Genomic DNA, 24231 nt, shown 5'->3' with positions numbered 1-24231 from the left:
ATGCTGAATACTGTTCGCGCCCGTCGCGGCATGGTGACGTCCCCGCACCATCTCGCCAGCGAGGCGGGGCTGCGCGTCCTGCGCGAGGGCGGCAACGCCGTGGAGGCGACGCTCGCCATGGCGGCGGCGCTGGCCGTGGTCTATCCGCACATGACCGCCATCGGCGGCGACGGCTTCTGGCTGATCGGTGCGCCGGGAGAGACCCCGGTCGGCATCGATGCCTGCAGCCGCGCTGCGGCCGCCGCGACGCCGGAGCTCTATGCGCGGTCGGGCCTGTCGGCGATACCCCAGCGCGGGCCGCTGGCGGCCAATACGACCGCCGGCACCGTCGCCGGCTGGGGGGAGGCGCTGGCGCTCAGCGCCGGGCGCGGCGGGCGGCTGCCGCTCTCCCGCCTCCTTGAGGATGCCGCCTGGCATGCCCGCAACGGCTTCGCCGTCACCGCCAGCCAGAGCCAGCTGACCGCCGAGAAGCGGCCGGAACTCGCCGACGTGCCGGGCTTCGCCGACACCTTTCTGGCGGACGGCGCCGCGCCCGCCACCGGCGCGACGATGAAGCTCCCCGCGCTGGCGGACACGCTGGAGCGCCTCGGCCGGGAGGGCACCGAGAGCTTCTATCGCGGCCCGCTCGCCCGCGACATCGCCCACGATCTCGCCGCCGCCGGCTCGCCGGTGACGCAAGACGATCTGGCCGGCTGCCGCGCCACGCGCGTGGCGCCGCTTCAGGTCGATCTGCCCGGCGTCCGGCTGTTCAACTTCCCGCCGCCGACGCAGGGGCTGGCCTCGCTGATGATCCTCGCTCTGTTCAGCCGGCTCGGCGTGCGCGAGGCGGAGGGCTTCGCGCATCTGCACGGGCTGGTCGAGGCTACCAAGCAGGCCTTTCTGGTGCGTGACCGCGTGGTCGGCGATCCCGACGCCATGAGCGAGGACCCGCGCACCTTCCTCGACCCGGCTGTCCTCGACCGTCTCGCCGCCCGCATCGACCCCGCCCGTGCCCTGCCCTGGCCGGTGCCGCCCTCCGCCGGCGACACGGTGTGGCTCGGTGCCATCGACGGCGAGGGCCTCGCCGCCAGCTTCATCCAGAGCATCTATTTCGAGTTCGGATCGGGCGTCGTGCTGCCGCAGACCGGCATCGTCTGGCAGAATCGCGGCTCCAGCTTCGCCCTCGCCGGCACCGGGCCGCGCGTCCTCGCGCCGGGCCGCAAGCCGTTCCACACGCTGAACCCCGCCATGGCCAGCTTCGCCGACGGGCGGCACATGGTCTATGGCACGATGGGCGGCGAGGGCCAGCCGCAGACGCAGGCCGCGCTGTTCTCGCGCTACGCCTTCTTCGGGCAGGAGCTGCAGGCGGCGATCACCGCGCCGCGCTGGCTGCTCGGGCGGACCTGGGGGGCGGAGACCGTCTCGCTGAAGCTCGAAGACCGCTTCCCGCCGGAGCTCGTCGCGGCGCTTCGCGCGGCGGGCCACGATGTCGAGATGGTGCCGGCCTTCGACGCGATGATGGGACATGCCGGCGCCATCGTCCGGCGCCCCGACGGAACGCTCGAAGGCGCCGGGGACCCCCGCAGCGACGGCGCGGCGATGGGCTTCTGAGCCGATCGCCGCGCCCGGCTAGGCCCGCTTCTGGTTGTAGACGTCGAGGCAGACCGCGCCGAGCAGGACCAGGCCCTTGATGACCTGCTGGTAGTCGATGCCGATGCCGAGGATCGACATGCCGTTGTTCATCACGCCCATGATCAGCGCACCGATGACGGCGCCGCCCACCCGCCCGACGCCGCCATAGGCCGAGGCGCCGCCGATGAAGCAGGCGGCGATGACGTCCAGCTCGAAGCCGAGACCGGCCTTCGGCGTCGCGGTGTTCAGCCGGGCGGCGAAGATCAGGCCGGCGAGCGCGGCTAGCACGCCCATGTTCACGAAGGTGAGGAAGGTGAGCCGCTCGGTCTTGATGCCCGAGAGCTTCGCCGCCTTCTCATTGCCGCCGACGGCGTAGATCTGCCGGCCGATGGTCGTGCGCGTCGTCACGAAGGCATAGAGCGCGATCAGCGCCGCCATGATCACCAGCACGTTGGGCAGGCCGCGATGCGAAGCGATGAGGTAGGCGAAATAGACGATGATGGCGAACAGCACCGCGTTCTTGGCCAGGAAGAAGCCGTAGGGCTCGGTCTCGATGTGATGCGCCTCTTGCCGGGCGCGGCCGCGAAAATTGAGCCAGACCAGCGAGACGGCCAGCACCGCGCCGAGCGCCAGCGAGGTGGGGTAGAGCGCGCCGGCATCGGGGACGAATTCGGGAATGAAGCCGGAGGAGAGCCGCTGGAACCCGGTGGGGAAAGGGCCGACGGACTGGCCGGCGAGGATGGCGAGCGCGAGCCCCTTGAACACCAGCATGCCGGCGAGGGTCACGATGAAGGACGGGATCTTGAAATAGGCCACCCAATAGCCCTGCGCCGCGCCGATCAGCCCGCCGAGCGCCAGGCAGATCACCACGGCGGGAATGGGATGCAGGTCGAACCGCACCATCAATACCGCCGCCACCGCGCCGATGAAGCCCGCCACCGAGCCGACCGACAGGTCGATATGGCCGGTGACGATGATCAGCAGCATGCCCAGCGCCATGATAACGATGTAGCTGTTCTGCAGCACGAGATTGGTCAGGTTGAGCGGACGCATCAGCGTGCCGCCGGTCACCACCTCGAAGAACACCATGATCGCGCAGAGCGAGATCAGCATGCCGTATTCGCGCAGATTGTTCTTCAGGAAGCCGGCATGGTGCGGCTTCTTCAGCGCGCTCTCGCTGGTCTCGCTCATGAACGTTGCTCTCCCTTGCGCATGATGGCGCGCATGATCCGCTCCTGAGTCGCCTCGGCGGCCGGGAATTCGCCGACGAAGGCGCCCTCGGCCATCACGCAGATGCGGTCGCAGATGCCGAGCAGTTCCGGCATTTCGGAGGAGATCACCACCACGCCTTTACCGGCATCGGCCAGTTCGTTGATGATGCAGTAGATTTCATACTTGGCGCCGACATCGATGCCACGCGTCGGCTCGTCGAGGATCAGCACCTTCGGGTCGGTGAACAGCCATTTCGACAGCACCACCTTCTGCTGGTTGCCGCCGGAGAGCTTGCCGGTCTCCTGATAGATGCTGTGGCTGCGGATGCGCATGCGGCTGCGGTAATCCGAAGCGACGCGCAGCTCCTGCAGATCGTCGATGACCTGCGAGGAAGCGACCGCCGGCAGATTGGCGAGCGTGACGTTCTTGCGGATGTCCTCGGCCAGCAGCAGGCCGAGTTGCTTGCGGTCTTCGGTGACATAGGCAAGGCCGGCGTCGATGGCGCGGCGCACGGTGGAGAGGTCCGCCTCCCGGCCTTCGATCTCGGCGCGGCCGCTGATCTTCTGCCCCCAGGAGCGGCCGAAAATGCTCATGGCGAATTCCGTTCGCCCCGACCCCATCAGACCGGCAATGCCGACGATCTCGCCGCGCCGGACTTCGAAGTCGACATGGCGGATCACCTGCCGCTCGCCATGCAGCGGATGATAGGCCGACCAGTCCGAAACCTTGAAGATCGGCTCGCCGATGCCGGGCTCTTCGCTCTGGGGCTCGCGTCTGGGGTAGCGGTGCTCCAGGTCGCGGTCGACCATCTTCACGATGATGCGGTCCTCCTCGACCGCGCCATCCCGGCAGTCGAGCGTGTCGACGGTGCGGCCGTCGCGCAGCACGGTGATGCGGTCGGCGACCTTCGAGACCTCGTTCAACTTGTGCGAGATGAGGATGGAGGCGATGCCCTGCGCCTTGAATTCCAGCAGCAGGTCGAGCAGCGCCGCGCTGTCCTTCTCCGAGAGGCTGGCGGTCGGCTCGTCGAGGATGAGAAGGCGGACCTGCTTGGACAGCGCCTTGGCGATCTCGACCAGTTGCTGCTTGCCCACCCCGATATCGGTCACCAGCGTGTCGGGCGCCTCGTCGAGCCCGACCTTGGCGAGCAGCGCCTTCGTGCGCTGGTGCACCGCGCCGCGGTCGATGACGCCGAAGCGCCCGGGCGGATTGGCGATGAAGATGTTCTCGGCGATCGACATCAGCGGGATGAGCGCCAGTTCCTGATGGATGATGATGATGCCGAGGCGTTCGCTGTCGGTAATGTCGCCGAAGCGGCGCTCCTCGCCGTCGAAGACGATGGCGCCGTCATAGGAGCCGTGCGGGTAGACCCCGCTCAGCACCTTCATCAGCGTCGACTTGCCCGCGCCGTTCTCGCCGACAAGGGCGTGGATTTCGCCGGGCTCGACGGTGAAGGTCACCTCGCTCAGCGCCCTGACGCCGGCGAAGTGCTTGCTGATGCCCTGCATTTCCAGAAGCGCGTTCATGCGGTTCTCCCGCGCCGAACCCGCGCCGGCCACCGGCCGGCGCGGACGTCGACGCCCGTACGCGACGTCAGTTCAGACCTCAGTTGACCTGGCCCGGCTTGTAGTAGCCGGAGCCGATCAGCACCTGCTCCCAATTGCCCTTGTCGACCACGACGGGCTTGAGGAGATAGGACGGCACCACCTTGACCCCGTTATTGTAGGTCTTGGTATCGTTGACCGTGGGCTGCTTGCCCGACAGGGTGGCGTCGACCATGTCGGCGGTCACCTTGGCGAGGTCGCGCGTGTCCTTGAAGATGGTGGAGTACTGTTCGCCGGCCAGGATCGACTTGACCGAGGGCACTTCGGCGTCCTGCCCGGTCACGACCGGCATCTTCTGGCCGCCCGAGCCGTAGCCGACGCCCTTCAGCGACGACAGGATGCCGATGGACAAGCCGTCATAGGGCGAGAGCACGCCGTCGAGCTTCTTGTCGGTGTAGTAGGCGCTGAGCAGGTTATCCATGCGGGCCTGGGCGGTGGCGCCGTCCCAGCGCAGGGTCGACACCTTGTCCATGCCCATCTGGCCGGAGGCGACCTTCAGCGTGCCGTTGTCGATCAGCGGCTTCAGCACCGACATGGCGCCGTCGTAGAAGAAGTAGGCGTTGTTGTCGTCCGGCGAGCCGCCGAACAGCTCGACGTTGAACGGCCCCTTGTTCTGGGGATAGCCGAGGCCCTTCAGCAGCGATTCCGCCTGCAGCACGCCGACCTGGAAATTGTCGAAGGTCGCGTAGTAGTCGACGTTGGGCGTATCGCGGATGAGCCGGTCATAGGCAATGACCTTGATGCCCTGGGCGTGCGCCTGCTTGAGGACGTCCGAGAGCGTGGTGCCGTCGATGGAGGCGATCACCAGCACCTTCGCGCCCTTCGTCACCATGTTCTCGATCTGCGAGAGCTGGTTGGGAATGTCGTCCTCGGCATATTGCAGGTCGGTGGTGTAGCCGCGCTCCTTCAGCACCTTCACCATATTGTCGCCGTCGGCGATCCAGCGCGCGGAGGATTTGGTCGGCATGGCGATGCCGACCGTGCCCTTGTCCTGGGCCGAGGCCGGAAGGGCGAGGGAGACGGCGCCGAGCGCGAGCGCAGCGGCGGAGAAAAGCGTCGTGAGGCGTGTCATCGTCAGCTCCTTGAGCGTTCCATGTTCTGCGTTTCCTTGGCCGCCTTTGGCGTGCCGGGTTGTTGGCGGACAGGCCGCATCCGGGGGCGCGCCTCACCGGCCGGCGCGCTGTGTCTCCTGTGAAAGGTCGATGGCGGCGTCATAGGCCGCGATGACGGCGCGGGCCTTCGCCTTCACCTCGCCGGCGGTCGCGCCGGGGCGGTAGAGGCTGGAGCCGAGCCCGAAGGTGCGGATGCCGGCGCCCGCATAGGCGGCGAATTCACTCTCGCCCACGCCGCCCACCGCGCCGACGACGGTGCCGGGCGGCAGGACCACCGCGATGGCCTGAATGAGGGCGGGACCGAGCAGGTTTGCCGGAAAGAACTTCAGCGCAGACGCGCCCGCCTTCACCGCGGCGAGGGCCTCGGTCGGGGTCATCACACCGGGCATGGTCACCATGCCGTGCCGGCTGGCGCGGCCGATCACCTGCGCATCGACATTCGGGCTCACCATCAATTGCCCGCCGGCATAGTTCAGCAGGTCGACCTGCTCCACCGTCAGCACCGTGCCGGCGCCGATCAGCACGCCCGGCGGGGCGAGGCGGGCGGCGGCCTCGATGGAGGCGAACGGGTCCGGCGAATTCAGCGGAATCTCGATCGCCTCGAAGCCTTCCTCGATCAGGGCACCGACGACGCCCTCCGCCTCGTCCGGCCGCAGGCCGCGCAGGATCGCCACCAGCGGGCGCCGCAGCGCCGGCCAGGGAATGCGGACTGGCGTGGCCGAGTTCATGCGACGCTCCTTTCCCTGGAGAAAGCGGCGAGCGCGGCGGCGTGCAGTCCCGCGCGCGCGCAGCCCTCGGCTTCGAACAGAACCGGGTCGGCAATTCCGGCCGTTTCGAAGGCCACGCGATAGGCGCGCGCCAGCGGTCCAGACGCCACCAGCGCCACGGCGCGCAGATCGCCGAAGAGCCGCGCGGCACCCGCCAGTTCCGCGCCGATCAGCAGGCCGGAGAGGCGCGACAGGCCGGCTGAGGGCGCCGTCGCGGCCAGAAGCCACGACGCCCGCAGCCGGAACAGCGCGGCACTCAGGGTCTCGGGACTGCCGAGCCCCTCGCCCACGCCCAGCGCGAAAGCAGCGTCGAGAGGATTGGCATCCCCCGCCCCGGCGACGGCCGGCGCGATCACCGAGCCGCTGCGCAGCAGCTGGAACAGTTCGCCGGTGATGAAGGTGGCGAAGCGCGTAACATCGCCCCCGTCCATCGCCACCCATTTGCTGTGGGTGCCGGGCAGGCAGGCGATGCCGTCGAAGCTCTCCTGCGCGAGCGCCAGTAGCTGCGTCTCCTCGCCGCGCATCACATCGGGCTGCGACGGGTCGCGCTGCGCGAGGCCGGGCAGGATGCAGATGCGGCGGCTCGCCGAGGGCACGGTGACGGCCCGCCGCACGAGATCGTCGAGCCGGGTCGGGGTATCCACATAGGCCGCCTCGACCCAGCCCGCGCGCGAGCCGACCATGCCGCACATCATCACCGGCACGCCCTCGCCGATGCCGAGCGCGGCGAGGTGATCCTCCAGCACGGCCTCGAACCCCTCGGCCCCGGAGGCGGCGAGCCCCTGCGCGCTGCGCCGTTCCCCCAGCACGCGGCCATCGCCATCAAGCGCCCATAGGCGGAAGGAAGAGGTTCCCCAGTCGACGACCACATGCGCGACGCCCGCCATCACATCGCCCCCAGCCGGGCGCGCGGCTCTGCCCGCCCGCGCGCCCCGATGTCGAGGAGGAACGTCTTTCCGTGATGCGGGTCGGCGGCCCGGTCCGCCTCGTCCATATGCTGCCAGGCCGACGTCACGAGCACCCTGTCGAAGGCGGGGCCCACGAAGACCGGGCAGCTCGCCTGCCGCGCGGGAACAGCGACGCTGCGCACGGGATCGCCCTCGGGCGAATAGGCATTGAGCCGGGCGCCGCCCCATATGGCGCACCAGAGCAGGCCCTCGGCATCGACCACGGCGCCGTCGAGGCCACCTTCATCGCGATGGCGATGGATAACGGCCGGCGCCTCCAGCGGCAGGCCGGTCGCCGGGTCAAGGCGCACGCGGTAGAGCGCGTTCGCCGCCGTATCGGCGAAATAGCCGGTCGCGCCATCGGCCGAGAAGCAGATGGCGTTGGGAATGGTGATGCCGGGGAACAGCGCCTGCACGGTGCCGGCGCGATAGGCGTAGATCGTCCCGGCGCCGGGCTCGGCCTGCCGGCCCATGGTGCTGAACCAGAAGGTGCCGCTCGGATGCACCCGCGCGTCGTTGGAGCGCGTGGCGGGCGTGGCGGCCTCGACAGGCGCCAGCATCTCCAGCGCTCCGGTTGCGATGTCGCGCAGCATCAGGCCCTGTTCGGTGGCCAGCATCTGGCGGCCGTCGTCGACCGTAGCGAGCGCGCTCGCCATCAGCGGCAGCGCGTGCACCACGATCTCGCCGGTGCCGAGCCGCGCCTCGAACAGGCGGCGCTCGATAATGTCGAACCACCAGGCGGTGTCGCTGGCGGCATCATAGGCCGGTCCTTCGCCGAGATGGCAGCGCTCGTCGCACAGCACCGTGACGGGCACGGTCTCAGGCGCCGGGAGGATGGCAGAGGGTGATGCGCTAGTGATTGTCACGCGGCATCCCCTTGGTCTGGGCGATGCGCTGGTAGCGCACCGCCGGCTCCAGCACCGCGCCGGTGTCGAGCTGGCCGACGAAGCGGCGTTGGATCTCCTGCCACGGCGTCTGGCTTTCGGGGTAGGCGTAGCCGCCCGCCGCCGCCAGTTCCTGCCGGCGCCGCTCCAGCTCCTCCTCCGGCACCAGCATGTTGGCGCTGTTGCGCCTCAGGTCGATGCGCACCCGGTCGCCGGTGCGCAGCACAGCGAGCCCGCCGCCCGCCGCCGCCTCGGGCGCGGCGTTGAGGATGGAGGGCGAGCCGGAGGTGCCCGACTGCCGGCCGTCGCCGATGCAGGGCAGCGCGTTCACGCCCGCCTTGATGAGGTAGTCCGGCGCCCGCATGTTCACCACCTCGGCCGCGCCGGGATAGCCCACCGGGCCGGCGCCGCGCATGAACAGGACGGTCGTCTCGTCGATGGCCAGCGTGGGGTCGTCGATGCGGGCGTGGTAGTCCTCCGGCCCGTCGAACACCACGGCCCGGCCCTCGAAGGCTTCGGGGTCGTCCGGGTTGGAGAGATAGCGGGCGCGGAACTCCGGAGAGATCACGCTGGTCTTCATGATGGCGGAGGAGAACAGGTTTCCCCGCAGCACGCGGAAGCCGGCCTTCTCCTTCAGCGGCCGCTCATAGGGACGGATGACCGCCTCGTCCTCGATGCGCGCGGCCCGGCAATTGTCGCCCAGCGTGCGGCCATTGGCGGTGATCGCGTCCTCGGCGATCAGGCCCTGTGCCATGAGCTGGTTCACCACCGCCGGCACGCCGCCGGCATGGTAATAGTCCTCGCCGAGATACTCCCCGGCCGGCTGGAGGTTCACCAGCAGCGGCACGTCCTCGCCATAGGTCTGCCAATCGTCGATGGAGAGCTCCACCCCGACATGGCGCGCGAGGGCGTTGAGGTGGATCGGCGCGTTGGTCGAGCCGCCGATGGCGGAGTTGACCCGGATGGCGTTGAGGAAGGCGTCGCGGGTCAGGATGTCCGAGGGCTTCAGGTCCTCGTGGACCATCTCGACGATGCGCAGGCCGGTGCGGTAGGCGACTTCCTGGCGGTCGCGATAGGGCGCGGGAATGGCGGCGGAACCGGGCAGTTGCATGCCCAGCGCCTCGGCGAGCGAGTTCATCGTCGTCGCCGTGCCCATGGTGTTGCAGTAGCCGGTGGACGGCGCCGAGGAGGCGACCAGCTTTACGAAGCCCTGATAGTCGATCTCCCCGGTGGCGAGCAGCTCGCGGGCTTTCCACACGATGGTGCCCGAGCCGGTGCGCGCGCCCTTGTACCAGCCATTGAGCATCGGCCCGACCGAGAGCGCGATCGCGGGAATGTTGACGGTCGCCGCCGCCATCAGGCAGGCCGGCGTGGTCTTGTCGCAGCCGATGGTCAGCACCACGCCGTCGAGCGGGTAGCCGTAGAGCACCTCGACGAGGCCGAGATAGGCGAGGTTGCGGTCGAGCCCGGCGGTCGGCCGCTTGCCGGTTTCCTGAATGGGATGCACCGGAAACTCGATGGCGATGCCGCCCGCCTCGCGAATGCCCTCGCGAACCCGCTTGGCGAGTTCGAGGTGGTGCCGGTTGCAAGGCGAGAGGTCGGAGCCGGTCTGGGCGATGCCGATGATCGGCCGCCCGCTCTGCAATTCCTCCTGGCTGAGGCCGAAATTCAGGTAGCGCTCCAGATAGAGCGCCGTCATGTCGATGTTATCGGGGTTGTCGAACCAGGCGCGGGAGCGGAGCGGGCGCTCGGATGCGGGAGGCTTGCCGTGCGGGGTGCTCATGTCAGTACTCGAAGGGAGCGACGATGCTGCGCCGCCCGAGGAGAAAGGCGTCGGCGACGAGGGCGAGCGGGGTGACGTCGACATCGCTGGCACCGCCCGCGATCAGCTCGACGAAATGCCGGTAGATGCCGGCATATTCGGCGTCCCGCTCGTCGATCAGCGGCCGTCCGTCGTGGAACAGCTTCGCGCCGCCGGAGGACAAAGTGAGGTCGCCCGCATCGGTCTCGACGCGTATGTCCCAGGTTTGCGGGCCCGTCTGCAGGAAATCGAGCTCGGCGCGGATCGGCACGCCGGCCGTGTCGGCCATGTCCAGCTCAGCCGCGACCGGCGCCGCCCGGTTGGTGGGAAAGGCGAGATTCGCGCCGGTGAGGAACACCGGGCGCGGCAGGATGCGGGTGAGGATCGACAGCGCGTTGATCGCGGGATCGAAGACGCCGAGCCCGCCGGGCTCCCAGATCCATTCCTGCCCCGGATGCCAGACGCGCACATCCTCCTTCCACTCGATGGCCACGGAGCGGATGTCGCGCGCGGCGAGGAAGGCGCGGGCCGGCTCCACCGCCGGCGCGAAGCGCGAATGCCAGGTCGCGAACAGGGTGCGCCCCGTCGCCTGCGCCGCCGCGATCAGCGGGCCGAGCTCGCTCACCGTGGCGCCGGGCGGCTTTTCCAGCAGCACATGCTTGCCGGCCTTGAGCGCCAGCGCGGCAAGCTCGTGCCGGCCCTGCGGCGGGGTGCACAGCGCCACCGCGTCGATTGCCTCGCCGCTCGCCAGCAGATCGGCCAGCGTGGCGAAATGGGCGACGCCGTCGAGGGTCGCGTTGCGGCTTGCCACGGCCACCAGCTCGATACCTTCCGTCGCGGCGATGGCGGGAAGGTGCTGGTCGCGGGCGATCTTGCCGAGGCCGACAAGGGCGAGGCGGATCGGGCTCACGGGCGGGCCTCCCCGGAGGTTTCGGGCGCGCCGTCGACGAGGCGCGGCAGGCGCAGCGGATTTCCCGCCTGCACGGCGGCGGGCAGCAGGTTCTCCGGCAGGTCCTGGTAACAGACGGGTCGCAGGAAGCGCCGGATGGCGAGCGTGCCGACCGAGGTCGAGCGCGGGTCGGAGGTGGCGGGGAACGGGCCGCCATGCACCATGGCGTGGCAGACCTCGACGCCGGTCGGCCAGCCATTGGCGAGGATGCGCCCCGCCTTTTCCTCCAGCACCGGCAGCAGGCGCGCCGCGAGGGTGTGATCCGCCGGCGTCAGATGCAGCGTCGCGGTGAGCTGGCCTTCCAGCGCGCGGGCGACGGCAAGCATTTCGTCGGCGGCGGCGCAGCGTATGACCAGCGACGAGGCGCCGAACACCTCATGGGAGAGAACCGGCTCGCGCAGGAACGCGGCCGCCTCGGTGACGAAGAGGGCCGGCCGGCAGCCGTTCGGTCCGCCCTCGGCACCGCGCGCGACTTCCGTCACCTCCGCGCTCCCCTCCAGCGTCGCGACGCCCTTGCCATAGGCGTCCGCAATGCCGGGCGTGAGCATGGTCGCGGCCGGTGCCGCCTCCACCGCCTTGCCGGCGGCGGCGAGGAAGCGGTCGAGGCCCGCGCCGGCAATCGCGATGACGAGGCCGGGATTGGTGCAGAACTGCCCGGCGCCCAGCGTCAGCGAGGAAACGAAACCGGCGGCCAGCGCCTCGGCCCGCTCCGCCAGCGCGGCGGGCAGCAGGAACACCGGGTTGATGCTGCTCATCTCGGCGAAGACCGGGATCGGCTCGGGCCGGTTCGCGGCGATGCGGCACAGCGCCAGCCCGCCGGCGCGCGAGCCGGTGAAGCCCACCGCCTTGATGCGGGGATCGGCCACCAGCGCGCCGCCCAATTCGTTCGAGCGGCCGGTGAGGAGCGAGAACACGCCTTCCGGCAGGCCGCTCTCCTGAACCGCGTCGCGGATCGCCCGGCCCACCAGCTCCGAGGTGCCGGGATGGGCGGGATGGCCCTTGACGATGACCGGACAGCCGGCCGCCAGCGCCGAGGCGGTGTCTCCCCCGGCGACGGAGAAGGCGAGCGGGAAATTCGAGGCGCCGAACACCGCCACCGGCCCGATGCCGATATGGCGCAGGCGCAGATCGACGCGCGGCAGTGGCATGCGATCCGGCAGCGGGCTGTCGAGGCGCGGCTCGTCGGCCCCGCCGGCCCGCACCCAGCTGGCGAACAGCCGAAGCTGGCCGGTGGTGCGGGCACGCTCGCCGGCGAGCCGCGCGGCCGGCAGGCCGGTTTCCAGCATGGCGCGCTCGATCAGCGCGTCGCCGAGGGTCTCGATCCTCAAGGCGATCAGATCGAGGAAGGCCGCGCGCACCTCCGGCGAGGTCGCGCGATAGGCCGGAAAGGCCTCGGCCGCGAGGCCGGCGGCGACGTCGACCTCGGCCGGCCCCGCCTCGCTGAAGGCCGGCTCGATCGCGACGTTGCGCGCGGGATCGACGGCGCGGAACGTCGCCGGTGCGGTGACGTCGCGCGAACCGATGAGGGTTTCGCCGGTGATCATCTCACTTCCCCTCTCACTTGCCCCAGCGCAGCACGAGCGGATCGAGGCGGCGGGCGATCTCGATCAGCCCGGCGCGGGTCGCGGGGTGCGGCCCGGCGAGCGGCGCGCGCATGGTGTCGTGTGCGATCACGCCGCCCTCCTTCATCAGCACCTTGGCGGTGGCGATGCCGGCCTGCCGGTTCTCGTAATTGATCAGCGGCAGCCAGCGCATATAGGCGTCGATCGCCGCCTCGCGGTCGCCCGCGACATAGGGGTCGAGGATCTGCCGGATGCCGTCGGGATAGCCGCCGCCGGTCATGGCGCCGGTGGCCCCCGCATCGAGGTCGGCCATCAGGGTGATCGCCTCCTCGCCGTCCCACGGGCCGACGATGGAATCGCCGCCGGCCTCGATCAGCGCGCGCAGCTTGTTCGCCGCCTGCGGCACCTCGATCTTGAAATAGGCGAGGTGCTCGATCTCCTTCGCCATCCGGGCGAGGAACGCCACGGAGAGCGGCGTGCCGGCGACGGGGGCGTCCTGCACCATGATCGGGATGTCGATGGCGTCGGAAACCGCGCGGTAGAAATCGTAGATCGCCGGCTCCGGCACGCGGAAGGTGGCGCCGTGATAGGGCGGCATGATCATCACCATCGCCGCCCCCGCCTCCTGTGCCCGGCGCGAGCGCTCGGCGCAGATATGGGTGGCGAAATGGGTGGTGGTGACGATGACCGGCACCCGGCCGGCCACATGTTCCAGCACCGTGGTCATGACGAGATCGCGCTCGTCGTCCGCCAGCACGAACTGCTCGGAGAAATTGGCGAGGATGCACAGGCCGTGCGAGCCGGCATCGATCATGAAGTCGATGGCGCGCTGCTGGCCGGCGAGGTCGAGCCGGCCCTCGGCGTCGAACACGGTCGGCGCGACCGGAAACACGCCCTTATATGGGCCGGCGGCGGAAAGGCTGGTCATCCTGCACCTCAGTGATTGTCGCGGGGAACGGGCGAACCCGAACGCCCGACCAGAAAGTCGAAATCCGCGCCGCGATCGGCCTGCAGCACATGGTCGATGTAGAGCCGCTGGTAGCCGCGCGTGGCGTGCGGGGCCGGCGCCACCCAGGCGGCGCGGCGGGCGGCTAGGTCTTCGGCGCTCACATGCAGGTGCAGCGAGCGGGCGGGCACGTCGAGCGTGATGAGATCGCCGTTCTTCACCAGCGCCAGCGGCCCGCCGGCGGTGGCCTCCGGCGCGACATGCAGCACCACGGTGCCATAGGCGGTGCCGGACATGCGGGCATCGGAAATGCGGATCATGTCGCGCACGCCCTCGCGCAAGAGCTTGGCGGGCAGCGGCATGTTGCCGACTTCCGCCATGCCGGGGTAGCCCTTCGGCCCGCAATGCTTCAGCACCATGATGCAGGAGGCGTCGATGTCGAGCGTCTCGTCGTTTACCGCATGGTGCATCTCCTCGACGCTCTCGAACACCACGGCCCGGCCGGTGTGCTGCATCAGCTCGGGCGAAGCGGCGGACGGCTTGATGACGGCGCCGTCCGGGGCGAGGTTGCCGGTGAGGATGGCGATGCCGGCTTCCGGCTTGAACGGCGCCTCGAAGGGGGTGATGACCTCCGGGTTCCAGTTCGGCGCCTTTTCGACATTCTCCCAGATCGTGCGGCCGTTCACCGTGCGGGCGTCCTTGTTGAGCAGGCCGCGCTCGCCGAGCACGCGCAGCACCGCCGGCAGGCCGCCGGCATAGTAGAAATCCTCCATCAGGAAGCGGCCGGACGGCATCAGGTCGACGAGGCAGTGGATGTCGCGCCCCAGCCGATCGAAATCGGCCAGCGTCAGCTCGATGCCGACCCGGCCGGCGATGGCGAGCAGATGCACCACCGCATTGGTGGAACCGCCGATGGCCGCCAGCGTGCGGATGGCGTTCTCGAAGGCGGCGCGGGTGAGGATGTCGGAGGGTTTCAGGTCCTCCTGCACCATCTCGACGATGCGCCGGCCGGCCATGCGGGCCAGCAGGTTGCGGCGGGCGTCCACCGCCGGAATGGCGGCGTTCTCCGGCAGGCCGATGCCGAGCGCTTCCACCATCGAGGCCATGGTGGAGGCGGTGCCCATGGTCATGCAGGAGCCGGAGGAGCGGTTCATGCCCGCTTCCGCCTCGTGAAACTCGGCCATGGTGATCTCGCCGGCGCGCAGTTGCTCGCTCATCGAGATGATGTTGGTGCCCGAGCCGATGATCTGCCCGCGATAATTTCCGCGCAGCTGCGGACCGCCGGAGACGCCGATGGCCGGCAGATCGGCCGAGGCCGCGCCCATCAGCAGGGCCGGCGTGGTCTTGTCGCAGCCCATCAGCAGCACCACGCCGTCGAGCGGGTGCGCACGGATCGCTTCCTCCACATCCATCGAGGCGAGGTTGCGGAACAGCATGGCGGTGGGGCGCATCGTCACCTCGCCGAGCGAGGAGACAGGGAACTCCAGGGGATAGCCGCCCGCGTCCAGCACGCCGCGCCGCACATGCTCGGCAAGGTCGCGGAAATGGATGTTGCAGGGGGTGAGCTCGGACCAGGTGTTGCAGATGCCGATCACCGGGCGTCCGTCGAAACGGTCCTGCGGCTGGCCGGAATTCTTCAGGAACGAGCGATAGTAGAAGCCCATCTTGTCCTGACGGCCGAACCAGGCCTGGCTGCGCAAAGGCTTCTGGCTGCGCAGCGTCTTCCTGTCGTCGTTGCTCGTTCCGTCATCGCTCATATCGGCACCCGTTCAGCCGGCCGCGCCGTGGCGGCGCAGGCCGTTGAAAATCACATTGGTCATGGCGGCGGCGGCGGCCTCGCCATCGGCATCAGCGATGGCCTCGACGATGCGCTCATGGGCGGCAACCGCGATGTCGTGCTCGCGCGCGTCGCCCGGGGCGGAGAGCACGAAGGAAGCGCGCAGCGCCGCCTCGATGACCGCGCCGACCGAGCGCATGAATGGATTGCCCGAGGCGGCGGCGACCTCCACATGCAGCGTCAGGTCGGCTTCGGCGAAGCCTTCGGAGGCGCCGGGCTCGTCCTTCATCCGGGCGACGGCGCGGCGCATCAGCGCGAGCTGGTCCTCGCTGCGGCGCTCGGCGGCGAGCGCGGCGGCGCGCGGCTCCACCGCGAGGCGGATTTCCGAGAGGTCGCGCAGGAAGCGCTTGTCGATGCCGGCATCGAGATGCCAGGCCAGCACGTCGGCGTCGAACATGTTCCAGGCGGCACGCTCGCGCACCACCGTGCCGACGCGCGCCTTGGTCGAGAGCAGGCCCTTGGCCACCAGCGTCTTCACGCTCTCGCGCAGCACCGGCCGCGACACGCCGAAGATCAGCGTCAGTTCGGCATCGCCCGGCAGCTTGGCGCCTTCACTATAACGGCCGGCGATGATGTCGATGCCGATGGTGCGGGCCACTTCCGCATGGTTGGAATGGGAGCGGCGGGCCGGGATGACGATGATCTGCGAAGTCACGGCGCGGCTCCTGCGGTGGCGAGGCGCGGGCGGCGCCTCGGGCGGCGGGCGAGATGGAGTGTGAGCTGCTGGAACGCGATGAAGGCGAAGAGCAGCAGCCCGGTGGCGATCTTCGCCCACCAGCTCGACAGCGAGCCGTCGAAGCTGATGTAGGTCTGGATGAGGCCCTGGATCAGCACGCCGAGGAAGGAGCCGAAGACGAAGCCGTAGCCGCCCGACAGCAGCGTGCCGCCGATCACCACCGCCGCGATGGCGTCGAGTTCGACGCCGACGGCGGAGAGCGAGTAGCCCGACGAGGTGTAGAGCGAGAACACGATACCCGCGAGCCCGGCCAACACGCTGGAGAGCGTGTAGATCGCCACCGTGGTGCGGGGAACGTTGATGCCCATCAGGCCGGTGGCCGTGCGCGAGCCGCCGAGCGCATAGACATTGGCGCCGAAGCGGGTGAGGTGCAGCAGCACCATGCCGCCGAGGACCACGGCGAGCATGATCATGGCCGGCACGGTGAGCCGCGCCCCGCCGCCGAGCCGCACGGCATGGTCGGCGAGATGGGAATAGAGATCGGCGGTGATCGGGATCGATTCGGTCGACAGCAGGAAGCTCACCCCGCGCGCCAGGAACATGCCGGCCAGCGTGACGATGAAGGGGGGCAGCTCGAAATACTGGATCACCGCGCCCATGGCGGCGCCGAAGATGGCGCACACCGCCAGGATGACCAGGAAGGCAAGCAGCGGCGGAAAACCCCACCGCTCGATCGCCAGCGCCAGGAACACGGTGGTGAATCCGATGACCGAGCCGACCGACAGGTCGATGCCGCCCGAGATGATGACGAACGTCATGCCCACGGCGACGATGCCGAGGAAGGCATTGTCGGTGAGCAGGTTCATGACCACGCGCAGCGACGCGAAGTTCGGATAGGCCGCCGAACAGATCAGGAAGCCGGCGATGAAGACGGCGGTGGTCGCCAGCACCGGCATGAGCCGGGCAAGAAGTGAGGCGGCGGGCGAACGCTTCACGGCGGCCTCCTCACGGCTTCGGGCGGTTGAAGGGCAGGCCGGCGAAATAGCCGCCGAGCCGGGGCGACTGCGCCAGCAGCACGGTGAGCACGACGACCGCCTTCACCACCAGATTGGTCTCGGGCGGGAAGCCGGAGAGCAGGATGCCGGTGTTCATCGCCTGGATGATCAGCGCGCCGACCACCGCCAGGATGATGGAGAAGCGCCCGCCGAACAGCGAGGTGCCGCCGATCACCACGGCGAGGATGGCATCGAGCTCCAGCCACAGCCCGGCATTGTTGGCGTCGGCGCCGAGAATGTCGGCGCTGGCGACGATGCCTGCGAGCGCGGCGCACAGCCCGCTCCACATATAGACGGCGACCGTGATCAGCTTCGTCCCGATGCCGGCCAGCGCGGCGGCGCGCGGATTGCCGCCGGTCGCCTCGATCATCAGGCAGAGCGCGGTGCCGCGGACGATGAGCAATGTCAGCACCAGCATGCCGAGCGTGAGCACCACCGGCGTGGGCAGGCCGAGCACCGAGCCGCCGCCGAGAAAGGCGAGGTCGGGCGAGGTGAAGGTGACGATGCGCCCTTCGGTGATGAGCTGGGCGATGCCCCGGCCTGCCACCATGAGGATGAGCGTCGCAACGATGGGCTGGATGCCGAGCACGGCGACGAGGAAGCCGTTCCACAGGCCGCAGGCGAGCCCAGCGCCCAGCGCCGCCGCCAGCACCACCGGGAGCGCGTGGCTGTCGGCGAGGCTGGCCGCGATGGCGCCGCAGATCGCCATCACCGCGCCGACCGACAGGTCGATCCCCCGCATGGCGATGACGAGAACCATGCCGATGGACAGCAGCGCCACCGGCGCGCCGCGGTTGAGCACGTCGATGAGGCTGCCGAACAGCCGCCCGTCCTGCATGCGGATGTCGAAGAACTGCGGCGACACGATCCAGTTCGCCGCGAGGATCACCAGCAGTGCCACGATCTGCGAGGTGCCGATGGAGGGAAGGCGCCGTGCCAATCCGTTCACCCTCATGCTGCTTGCCCTCATGCCGGCAGCGCGGCGGAAGCCGGCGCCTCGGCGATGGCGGCAAGGATGGACGGCACCGAAATCTCCTCGCCGCGCAGCCGGGCGACATGGGCGCGGTCGCGCAGCACCACCACCTCGTCGGCATAGGTGACGAGTTCCTCCAGCTCCGAGGAGACCACCAGCATCGCCATGCCCTCGGCGCACAGGTCGCGGATCAGCTTGATGATCTCGGCATGGGCGCCGACATCGATGCCGCGCGTCGGCTCGTCCAGGATCAGCAGGCGCGGCACGGTGGCGAGCCAGCGGGCGAGCAGCGCCTTCTGCTGGTTGCCGCCCGAGAGCAGGCCGATCGGGCGCGAGGGGTCGGGCGGGCGGATGTCGAGCAGCCGGATGAACTTCGCCGCGATCTCGTCCTGTTCGCGGCGCGACAGCGGCCTCAGCGGCCCGCGCCGGGCCTGAAGCGCCAGCACGATGTTCTCGCGCACCGACAGCTCGGCGACGATGCCCTCGGTCTTGCGCTCCTCGGGGCAGTAGCCGAAGCCCAGCCGCATCGCCTCGCGCGGAGAGCCGACCGCCACCGCCCCCTCCCCCGCCCGCGCGGTGCCGCAATCGGCCTTCTCGGCGCCGAACACCAGGCGGACCGTCTCGGTGCGGCCCGAGCCGAGCAGCCCGGCGAGGCCGACGACATGGCCGGCATGCAGCGAAAGATCGAAGGGCGCGACATAGCCCGCCTTGCCGTAGCCCTCGAAGACCGCGACGGGCGGCTCCACGGACGCGGCGGAGGCCATGGGGCGCGCGGAAGTCGCCCGGCTCAGTTCGCGGCCCAGCATCAGCTTGACCAGCTCGATCCGTGGCAGCGCGGCAATGGGGGCGGTCCCCGCCAGACGCCCGTTGCGCAGCACGGTGATGCGGTCGCAGACAGCGTAGACCTGATCGAGGAAATGGGTGACGAAGACGATGCCGATGCCGCGCGCCGTGAGCTGGCGCATGACGGCGAACAGCACCTCCACCTCATGGGCGTCAAGGCTGGCGGTCGGCTCGTCCAGTATCAGCACGCGCGCCGACTGGTCGACCGCGCGGGCGATGGCGACGATATGCTGGATGGCGACGGAATAGCTTTCCAGCGGCGCGCCGACATCGATGGCAAGGCCGAATTCGTACAGCAGTGCCTCCGCGCGCCGGCGCATCTCGCGCTCGCGCACCAGGCCGAAGCGGGTGGGCTGGCGGCCGAGGAACAGGTTCTGCGCCACCGAGAGGTTCGGGGCGAGGTTCACCTCCTGATAGACGGTGGCGATACCCGCCTTGAGCGCCTCGGCGGCCGAGCGCGGGGCGATCTCCTCGCCTTCGAGGTGCAGGGTTCCGCCGTCACGCTGCACGACGCCGGTCATCGCCTTGATCAGGGTCGACTTGCCGGCGCCGTTCTCGCCCAGCAGGGCGTGGATTTCCCCGTGCCGGAGGGTGAAGTTCACGCCATCGAGCGCAACGAAGCCGGCGAAGGACTTGCTGAAGCCGGCAACGTCGAGAAGCGGCGGCGAGGGATCGGCGGTCGCGGCCGGCGCGGCGAGCGGATCGGGGGACTGCATGGGGGCCTCCAAGGGAACCTTCAGCCGTGGCGCGCCGGCGAGGACGCGCCACGGCCGAGCAGGGCCGGGCGCCGTGGCGCCCGGCGCGGTCGGCTCAGTAGCCGAGGTCCTTCTTGGATTCGTAGACCGCCATCGGGTTGTCCGACTGGGTGTAGAGCTTCGATTCCGTCTGGATCCACTTCGGGGGAACCGTGCCCTTGGCCTTGTAGGCGACGACGGCATCGAAGGCCGGGCCGGCCATGTTCGGCGTCAGCTCGACCGTGGCGTTGGCCTCGCCCGCCGCCATGGCCTTGAAGATGTCCGGCACCGCGTCGATCGACACGGTGAGCACGTCGGTGCCCGGCTTGAGGCCGGCTTCCTTCATCGCCTGGATGGCGCCGACCATCATGTCGTCATTATGCGCATAGACCGCGCAGATGTTCTTGCCGCCGCCTTCGGCCTTGATGAAGCTCTCCATCACCTCCTTGCCCTTGGCACGAGTGAAGTCGCCGGTCTGGCTGCGCACGATCTTGACGTTCGAGGCGCCGGCGATGCCGTCCTCGAAGCCCTTCTTGCGGTTGGTCGCGACCGAGGCGCCGACCGTGCCCTGGAGCTCGACCACGTTGCACGGCTTGCCGGCCGCGGCCTTCACCAGCCATTCGCCGGCGACCTTGCCCTCGGCGACGCTGTCGGACGTCACGGCGGTCAGGTAAAGTTCCTTGCCCGAGGGGTCGATGTCGCGGTCGAGCAGCACGACCGGGATATTGGCCTCCTTGGCCTCCTTCAGCACCGAGTCCCAGCCGGTCGCCACGACCGGCGCGAGGAAGATCGCATCCACGCCCTGCGCGATGAAGGAGCGGATGGCCTTGATCTGGTTCTCCTGCTTCTGCTGGGCGTCGGCGATCTTGAAATTGATGTTCCGCTTCTTGGCCTCGGCCTTGGAGACCGTGGTCTCCGCGGCGCGCCAGCCCGATTCCGAACCGATCTGCGAAAAGCCGACCGTCAGCTCCGCGGCATGGGCGCCGACGGAGAACAGCGTGCCGGACAAGGCGGTCGCAAGCAGCAAAGCTTTGAATTTCATGGCGTTCTCCCGTGAAGTCGTCTGCGCGCCACGTCTCGGACGCTTCTGGACGGGGGAATCTATGGCACAAGAGACCGCGGCTGAATAGTCATACTGTTTGACTTTTTGCGCCAAGGGCACGGGCAAAGACCGCCGCACAGGGCTTGATCTTTCCGTGCAAATTATCATAGATCATATATGATACACGGATGCCGGTTGGCCCCGCGAGCAGGGCGAACCGGCCTGGTTGAACGATCTGCGGCGCTTTCGAGCCTCGCCAACAACAATCCTTGGAGCGCCGGAACTTCGGCCAGGACGGCCGCAAGCCCGATCGCCATCAGGGGAATTGAGCCGGAGACCCGCCAGGCGTCCGATCCACGGGCGGCGGGCACTTTCCGGCTCACGAAAACCGCTTGGGCAATGTTTGCGCCACGCAGGAATCTGGGAGGAGAAGACATGACAATTCGCATTTCTCATGCAGGCGCCATGGTGGCTTTGGCGCTGGGCTGCGGCTTCGCCATGCCGGGGGCAGCCCTTGCAGAATGGCAGCCGGACCGTCCCGTGGAGCTGGTCGTCTCGGCCGGTCCGGGCGGCGGCTCGGACATCTTCACCCGCGTCGTACAGGCCGCGATCACCAAGAACAACCTGGTGAAGGTCCCGCTCCTCGTGGTCAACAAGCCCGGCGGCAGCGGCTCGGAAGCCTTCGCCTACGCCAAGGACAATCCGGACAGCGCCTACAAGGTCTATTTCGGCACGCAGGATGCCTACGTCCTGCCGCTCACCACCAAGGTGAACTACGCCTATAGCGACCTGAAGCCGCTCGCCGCCATGGTGTCCGACGTCTTCATCCTGTGGTCGAACCCGAAGGCTTCCGGCATCAACACCGCCAAGGAGTTCGTCGACAAGGCCAAGGCCGCCCCGGGCAAGATCCGCGCGGCGGGCGCCAAGGCGAAGGACGCCGACGAGACCGTGGTCACGCTGATCGAGCGCGCCACCGGCACCGACATCGCCTACATCCCCTACAAGAGCGGCAGCGAAGCGGCGATCCAGGTCGCCGGCGGCCATATCGAGGCCAACACCAACAACCCGAGCGAGAGCCTCGAGCAGTGGAAGGCCGGCAACCAGAAGCCGCTCTGCGTCTTCACCAGCGAGCGCCTTGCCGACAAGACCGTCGTCGCTGACGGCATGAGCTGGGCCGACATCCCGACCTGCGTCGAGGCGGGTATCGACGTGAAGAACTTCCTCCAGCCGCGCACCGTGTGGATGGGCAAGGACGCTCCCGCCGAGGCTGCTGCCTACTACACCGACCTGATGAAGAAGGTCATGGATACGCCGGAGTTCAAGGAATACGCGGCGCGCAACGTCCAGATCGTCGATTTTCAGACCGGCGACAAGTATAAGGCGTTCCTCGACCAGCAGATTGCCAACTACAACGAGATCTACAAGGCGAATGGCTGGCTCCTCCCGAGCCAGTGACGCGTCGCTGTTGAGAACTCGCCCTTAAGCACGTGCGGGACGCGGGGCCTGACCCCGCGTCTCGACCGGTGAAGCAGTTGGCCTGGTGGAGCAGCTGGTATGAATATCTCGCGCAATGCCATGGAAGTCGCGACAGCCCTGGTGACCGCGCTGGCAGGCGCCGCCGTGTGCTACGGCGCCATGGAGAACGGCATCGGCTGGACCGAAAGCGGCCCCAAGCCCGGCTATTTCCCCTTCGCCATCGGCTGCCTGATCCTGATCGGCAGCACGGCCACGCTGGGCCAGGTCGCCTGGAAGAGCCTGGCCGCCGGCCCTGCCGGCGAGTCCGGTCATGCCGACTCCTTCATCAACGGGCCGGGCCTGCGCACGCTCGCCGCCTTCTTCCTGCCGATCGTCGCCATGACCGCCATCTCCGCGTGGCTCGGCCTCTACATCGGTATGGCGCTCTACATCTTCTACGCCATGTATTTCGCAGCCGGCTTCCGTCTCTACAGCAGCCTGCTCACTACGGTGATCGTGGTCGCGGCCAACTTCATCGTCTTCGAGAAGCTGTTCATGGTTCCGCTGCTCAAGGGGCCGATCCTCGAATATTTCGGCATCTACTGAACAAGAAAAGAAAAACGGGAGACGCGCCATGGGTAACTTCGGCCAGTTGATGGATGGCTTCGCCATCGCCCTCACCACCCACCACGTCATGATCATGGTGCTGGGCGTTCTGCTCGGCCTCGTCGTCGGCGTGCTGCCGGGGCTCGGCGCGCCCAACGGCGTGTCGCTGCTGCTGCCGCTGACCTTCACCATGGACCCGATCTCGGCGATCATCCTGCTGACGTCGATGTACTGGGGCGCGCTGTTCGGCGGCTCGACCACCTCCATCCTGTTCAACATTCCCGGCGAGCCCTCTTCCGTCGCCACCACCTTCGACGGCCATCCCATGGCCAAGCAGGGCGAGGCGGTGCGCGCCCTCACCCTCGCCTTCACCTCCGCCGGCATCGGCGCGCTGGTGGGCGTGCTGGTCATCACGCTGCTGTCGAGCTGGGTGGCGAACTTCGCCCTGCGCTTCGGTTCGCCGGAATATTTCGCCGTCTATTTCATGGCCTTCGCCAGCTTCATCGGCATGGCCGGCGGCTCGCCCTTCAAGACGCTGGTCTCGATCATGCTCGGCTTCGCGGTGGCGACGGTGGGCATGGACACGATCTCCGGCGAGGGTCGCCTGACCTTCGGCCTTCGCGAACTGTCGAACGGCATCTCCTTCCTGGTCGTCGTCATCGGCCTGTTCGGCATCGGCGAGCTGCTGCTCACCATCGACGAGGGCTACAAGTTCGAGGGCGTGAAGGCCAAGCTCAAGCTGTCCACCATCTTCCGCACGGTGGCGGAGATGCCGCGCTACTGGGTGACGATCGTGCGCAGCGCGCTGATCGGCTGCTGGATGGGCATCACGCCGGGCGGCCCGACCGCCGCCTCCTTCATGAGCTACGCGCTCGGCCGCCGTTTCTCGCGCCGCGGCAAGTATTTCGGCAAGGGCGAGCCCGAGGGCATCGTCGCCCCGGAGACCGCCGACCACTCGGCCGGCTCCTGCGCCCTGCTGCCCATGCTGGCTCTCGGCGTGCCGGGGTCGGCGACCGCCGCGGTGATGATGGGCGGCCTGATGATCTGGGGTCTCAACCCCGGCCCGATGCTGTTCTCCACCCGCCCGGACTTCGTGTGGGGACTGATCGCCTCGATGTATATGGGCAACCTGATCGCCGTGGTGCTCGTACTCGCCACCGTTCCGCTGTTCGCCTTCATCCTGCGCGCGCCCTTCACCGTGGTCGGGCCGCTGATCGCCATCATCTGCGTGATCGGTGCCTATACGGTGGCGAACCACATGTTCGACATCTGGCTGGCGCTGGCCTTCGGCATCGTCGGCTACGCCTTCAAGAAGCTCGACTACCCGCTCGCCCCCTTCGTGCTGGCGGTGGTGCTCGGCGACAAGGCGGAGGACGCGTTCCGCCAGTCGATGCTCTCCTCCGGCGGCTCGCTCAGCGTCTTCTTCGAGACGCCGCTGGTGGCGACGATGATGGCCATCGGCATCCTGCTGCTGCTTCTGCCCTTCATCAGCCGCTTCGCCGGCGCGGTCCTCGGCAAGGGGAACGCAGCCGAGGCGGGCGACGGCCGGCACGCCTGAGACCGGCGACATCATCGGCGGCGGCCGCGCCGCCGTCCCACCTTGAACGAACGAGTG

At 68.8% G+C, this 24231-nt stretch carries 20 protein-coding genes; 4 read left to right on the top strand and 16 right to left on the bottom strand.

Going from position 1 to position 24231, the window contains the following annotated elements; all coding sequences use genetic code 11:
- Positions 1–1590 (top strand): gamma-glutamyltransferase family protein, encoded by a 1590-nt coding sequence (locus MWN33_RS04910; RefSeq protein ID WP_247199275.1) that lies wholly within the window; start codon positions 1–3, stop codon positions 1588–1590.
- Between the two features lie 18 nt (positions 1591–1608).
- Here the strand turns inward: MWN33_RS04910 and mmsB are convergent, their stop codons facing one another.
- From mmsB to ytfQ, 16 genes are all read right to left on the bottom strand, one after another.
- Positions 1609–2802, bottom strand: coding sequence for a multiple monosaccharide ABC transporter permease (gene mmsB / locus MWN33_RS04905; RefSeq protein WP_247199274.1), 1194 nt, complete (start codon positions 2800–2802; stop codon positions 1609–1611).
- Positions 2799–4349 carry a multiple monosaccharide ABC transporter ATP-binding protein gene (mmsA, locus tag MWN33_RS04900; protein ID WP_247199273.1) on the bottom strand — a complete coding sequence of 517 codons (1551 nt, stop codon included), beginning with the start codon at positions 4347–4349 and terminating at the stop codon, positions 2799–2801. The genes mmsB and mmsA overlap by 4 nt, the downstream gene beginning before the upstream one ends.
- A 79-nt stretch (positions 4350–4428) precedes the next feature.
- The gene (gene chvE, locus MWN33_RS04895; protein WP_247199272.1) at positions 4429–5499 is read right to left on the bottom strand and encodes a multiple monosaccharide ABC transporter substrate-binding protein; all 1071 of its coding nucleotides are present in this window, start codon (positions 5497–5499) and stop codon (positions 4429–4431) included.
- Between the two features lie 93 nt (positions 5500–5592).
- Positions 5593–6267 carry a 2-dehydro-3-deoxy-6-phosphogalactonate aldolase gene (locus tag MWN33_RS04890; protein ID WP_247199271.1) on the bottom strand — a complete coding sequence of 225 codons (675 nt, stop codon included), beginning with the start codon at positions 6265–6267 and terminating at the stop codon, positions 5593–5595.
- On the bottom strand, positions 6264–7193 hold the full coding sequence (locus MWN33_RS04885) for a 2-dehydro-3-deoxygalactonokinase (protein ID WP_247199270.1): 930 nt from the start codon (positions 7191–7193) through the stop codon (positions 6264–6266). The genes MWN33_RS04890 and MWN33_RS04885 overlap by 4 nt, the downstream gene beginning before the upstream one ends.
- A complete protein-coding gene (locus MWN33_RS04880; protein ID WP_247199269.1) occupies positions 7193–8068 on the bottom strand; it encodes an SMP-30/gluconolactonase/LRE family protein in 876 nt (291 codons plus the stop codon). Before MWN33_RS04880 ends, MWN33_RS04885 begins: the two co-directional genes overlap by 1 nt.
- Positions 8069–8105: 37 nt before the next feature.
- On the bottom strand, positions 8106–9920 hold the full coding sequence (locus MWN33_RS04875; RefSeq protein ID WP_247199268.1) for an IlvD/Edd family dehydratase: 1815 nt from the start codon (positions 9918–9920) through the stop codon (positions 8106–8108).
- Position 9921: 1 nt separating this feature from the next.
- Positions 9922–10848, bottom strand: coding sequence for a Gfo/Idh/MocA family protein (locus MWN33_RS04870; protein WP_247199267.1), 927 nt, complete (start codon positions 10846–10848; stop codon positions 9922–9924).
- Positions 10845–12431: an aldehyde dehydrogenase (NADP(+)) gene (locus MWN33_RS04865; protein ID WP_247199265.1), complete on the bottom strand. Its 1587-nt coding sequence runs from the start codon at positions 12429–12431 to the stop codon at positions 10845–10847. Before MWN33_RS04865 ends, MWN33_RS04870 begins: the two co-directional genes overlap by 4 nt.
- Positions 12432–12444: 13 nt before the next feature.
- Entirely contained in the window at positions 12445–13377 is a 933-nt protein-coding gene (locus MWN33_RS04860; RefSeq protein WP_247199263.1) for a dihydrodipicolinate synthase family protein, read from the bottom strand.
- A gap of 8 nt (positions 13378–13385) precedes the next feature.
- Entirely contained in the window at positions 13386–15152 is a 1767-nt protein-coding gene (locus MWN33_RS04855; protein WP_247199261.1) for an IlvD/Edd family dehydratase, read from the bottom strand.
- A gap of 12 nt (positions 15153–15164) precedes the next feature.
- On the bottom strand, positions 15165–15887 hold the full coding sequence (locus tag MWN33_RS04850) for a FadR/GntR family transcriptional regulator (protein ID WP_247199259.1): 723 nt from the start codon (positions 15885–15887) through the stop codon (positions 15165–15167).
- Positions 15884–16864: a galactofuranose ABC transporter, permease protein YjfF gene (yjfF, locus tag MWN33_RS04845; protein ID WP_247199792.1), complete on the bottom strand. Its 981-nt coding sequence runs from the start codon at positions 16862–16864 to the stop codon at positions 15884–15886. The genes MWN33_RS04850 and yjfF overlap by 4 nt, the downstream gene beginning before the upstream one ends.
- Positions 16865–16913: 49 nt before the next feature.
- Complete coding sequence (locus MWN33_RS04840; RefSeq protein ID WP_425531953.1) at positions 16914–17918, bottom strand: ABC transporter permease; 1005 nt, start codon at positions 17916–17918, stop codon at positions 16914–16916.
- A gap of 11 nt (positions 17919–17929) precedes the next feature.
- Positions 17930–19495: a sugar ABC transporter ATP-binding protein gene (locus MWN33_RS04835; protein ID WP_247199255.1), complete on the bottom strand. Its 1566-nt coding sequence runs from the start codon at positions 19493–19495 to the stop codon at positions 17930–17932.
- A gap of 94 nt (positions 19496–19589) precedes the next feature.
- Positions 19590–20555 carry a galactofuranose ABC transporter, galactofuranose-binding protein YtfQ gene (gene ytfQ / locus MWN33_RS04830; protein ID WP_247199253.1) on the bottom strand — a complete coding sequence of 322 codons (966 nt, stop codon included), beginning with the start codon at positions 20553–20555 and terminating at the stop codon, positions 19590–19592.
- A 435-nt stretch (positions 20556–20990) separates the two neighbouring features.
- Here ytfQ and MWN33_RS04825 point away from each other — a divergent pair, with 435 nt between their 5' ends.
- The 3 genes from MWN33_RS04825 to MWN33_RS04815 all read left to right on the top strand — a co-directional run bounded on the left by MWN33_RS04825 (position 20991) and on the right by MWN33_RS04815 (position 24174).
- A complete protein-coding gene (locus tag MWN33_RS04825) occupies positions 20991–22010 on the top strand; it encodes a Bug family tripartite tricarboxylate transporter substrate binding protein (RefSeq protein ID WP_247199251.1) in 1020 nt (339 codons plus the stop codon).
- Between the two features lie 99 nt (positions 22011–22109).
- Positions 22110–22616 carry a tripartite tricarboxylate transporter TctB family protein gene (locus MWN33_RS04820; RefSeq protein WP_247199249.1) on the top strand — a complete coding sequence of 169 codons (507 nt, stop codon included), beginning with the start codon at positions 22110–22112 and terminating at the stop codon, positions 22614–22616.
- A 28-nt stretch (positions 22617–22644) separates the two neighbouring features.
- The gene (locus tag MWN33_RS04815) at positions 22645–24174 is read left to right on the top strand and encodes a tripartite tricarboxylate transporter permease (RefSeq protein WP_247199247.1); all 1530 of its coding nucleotides are present in this window, start codon (positions 22645–22647) and stop codon (positions 24172–24174) included.
- Positions 24175–24231 lie beyond the last annotated feature (57 nt).

Source organism: Ancylobacter koreensis, from assembly GCF_023016525.1.
Lineage (GTDB): Bacteria > Pseudomonadota > Alphaproteobacteria > Rhizobiales > Xanthobacteraceae > Ancylobacter > Ancylobacter koreensis.
This window is presented reverse-complemented; position numbering and strand designations above follow the sequence as displayed.

What these genes read in the sequence shown, in the direction of transcription:
- MWN33_RS04910 (WP_247199275.1), top strand. Translation starts at nt 1, where the DNA reads ATGCTGAATACTGTTCGCGCCCGTCGCGGCATGGTGACGTCCCCGCAC.
- mmsB (WP_247199274.1), bottom strand. Translation starts at nt 2,802, where the DNA reads ATGAGCGAGACCAGCGAGAGCGCGCTGAAGAAGCCGCACCATGCCGGC.
- mmsA (WP_247199273.1), bottom strand. Translation starts at nt 4,349, where the DNA reads ATGAACGCGCTTCTGGAAATGCAGGGCATCAGCAAGCACTTCGCCGGC.
- chvE (WP_247199272.1), bottom strand. Translation starts at nt 5,499, where the DNA reads ATGACACGCCTCACGACGCTTTTCTCCGCCGCTGCGCTCGCGCTCGGC.
- MWN33_RS04890 (WP_247199271.1), bottom strand. Translation starts at nt 6,267, where the DNA reads ATGAACTCGGCCACGCCAGTCCGCATTCCCTGGCCGGCGCTGCGGCGC.
- MWN33_RS04885 (WP_247199270.1), bottom strand. Translation starts at nt 7,193, where the DNA reads ATGGCGGGCGTCGCGCATGTGGTCGTCGACTGGGGAACCTCTTCCTTC.
- MWN33_RS04875 (WP_247199268.1), bottom strand. Translation starts at nt 9,920, where the DNA reads ATGAGCACCCCGCACGGCAAGCCTCCCGCATCCGAGCGCCCGCTCCGC.
- MWN33_RS04865 (WP_247199265.1), bottom strand. Translation starts at nt 12,431, where the DNA reads ATGATCACCGGCGAAACCCTCATCGGTTCGCGCGACGTCACCGCACCG.
- MWN33_RS04860 (WP_247199263.1), bottom strand. Translation starts at nt 13,377, where the DNA reads ATGACCAGCCTTTCCGCCGCCGGCCCATATAAGGGCGTGTTTCCGGTC.
- MWN33_RS04855 (WP_247199261.1), bottom strand. Translation starts at nt 15,152, where the DNA reads ATGAGCGATGACGGAACGAGCAACGACGACAGGAAGACGCTGCGCAGC.
- yjfF (WP_247199792.1), bottom strand. Translation starts at nt 16,864, where the DNA reads ATGCCGGTGCTGGCGACCACCGCCGTCTTCATCGCCGGCTTCCTGATC.
- MWN33_RS04840 (WP_425531953.1), bottom strand. Translation starts at nt 17,918, where the DNA reads ATGAGGGTGAACGGATTGGCACGGCGCCTTCCCTCCATCGGCACCTCG.
- MWN33_RS04835 (WP_247199255.1), bottom strand. Translation starts at nt 19,495, where the DNA reads ATGCAGTCCCCCGATCCGCTCGCCGCGCCGGCCGCGACCGCCGATCCC.
- ytfQ (WP_247199253.1), bottom strand. Translation starts at nt 20,555, where the DNA reads ATGAAATTCAAAGCTTTGCTGCTTGCGACCGCCTTGTCCGGCACGCTG.
- MWN33_RS04825 (WP_247199251.1), top strand. Translation starts at nt 20,991, where the DNA reads ATGACAATTCGCATTTCTCATGCAGGCGCCATGGTGGCTTTGGCGCTG.
- MWN33_RS04820 (WP_247199249.1), top strand. Translation starts at nt 22,110, where the DNA reads ATGAATATCTCGCGCAATGCCATGGAAGTCGCGACAGCCCTGGTGACC.
- MWN33_RS04815 (WP_247199247.1), top strand. Translation starts at nt 22,645, where the DNA reads ATGGGTAACTTCGGCCAGTTGATGGATGGCTTCGCCATCGCCCTCACC.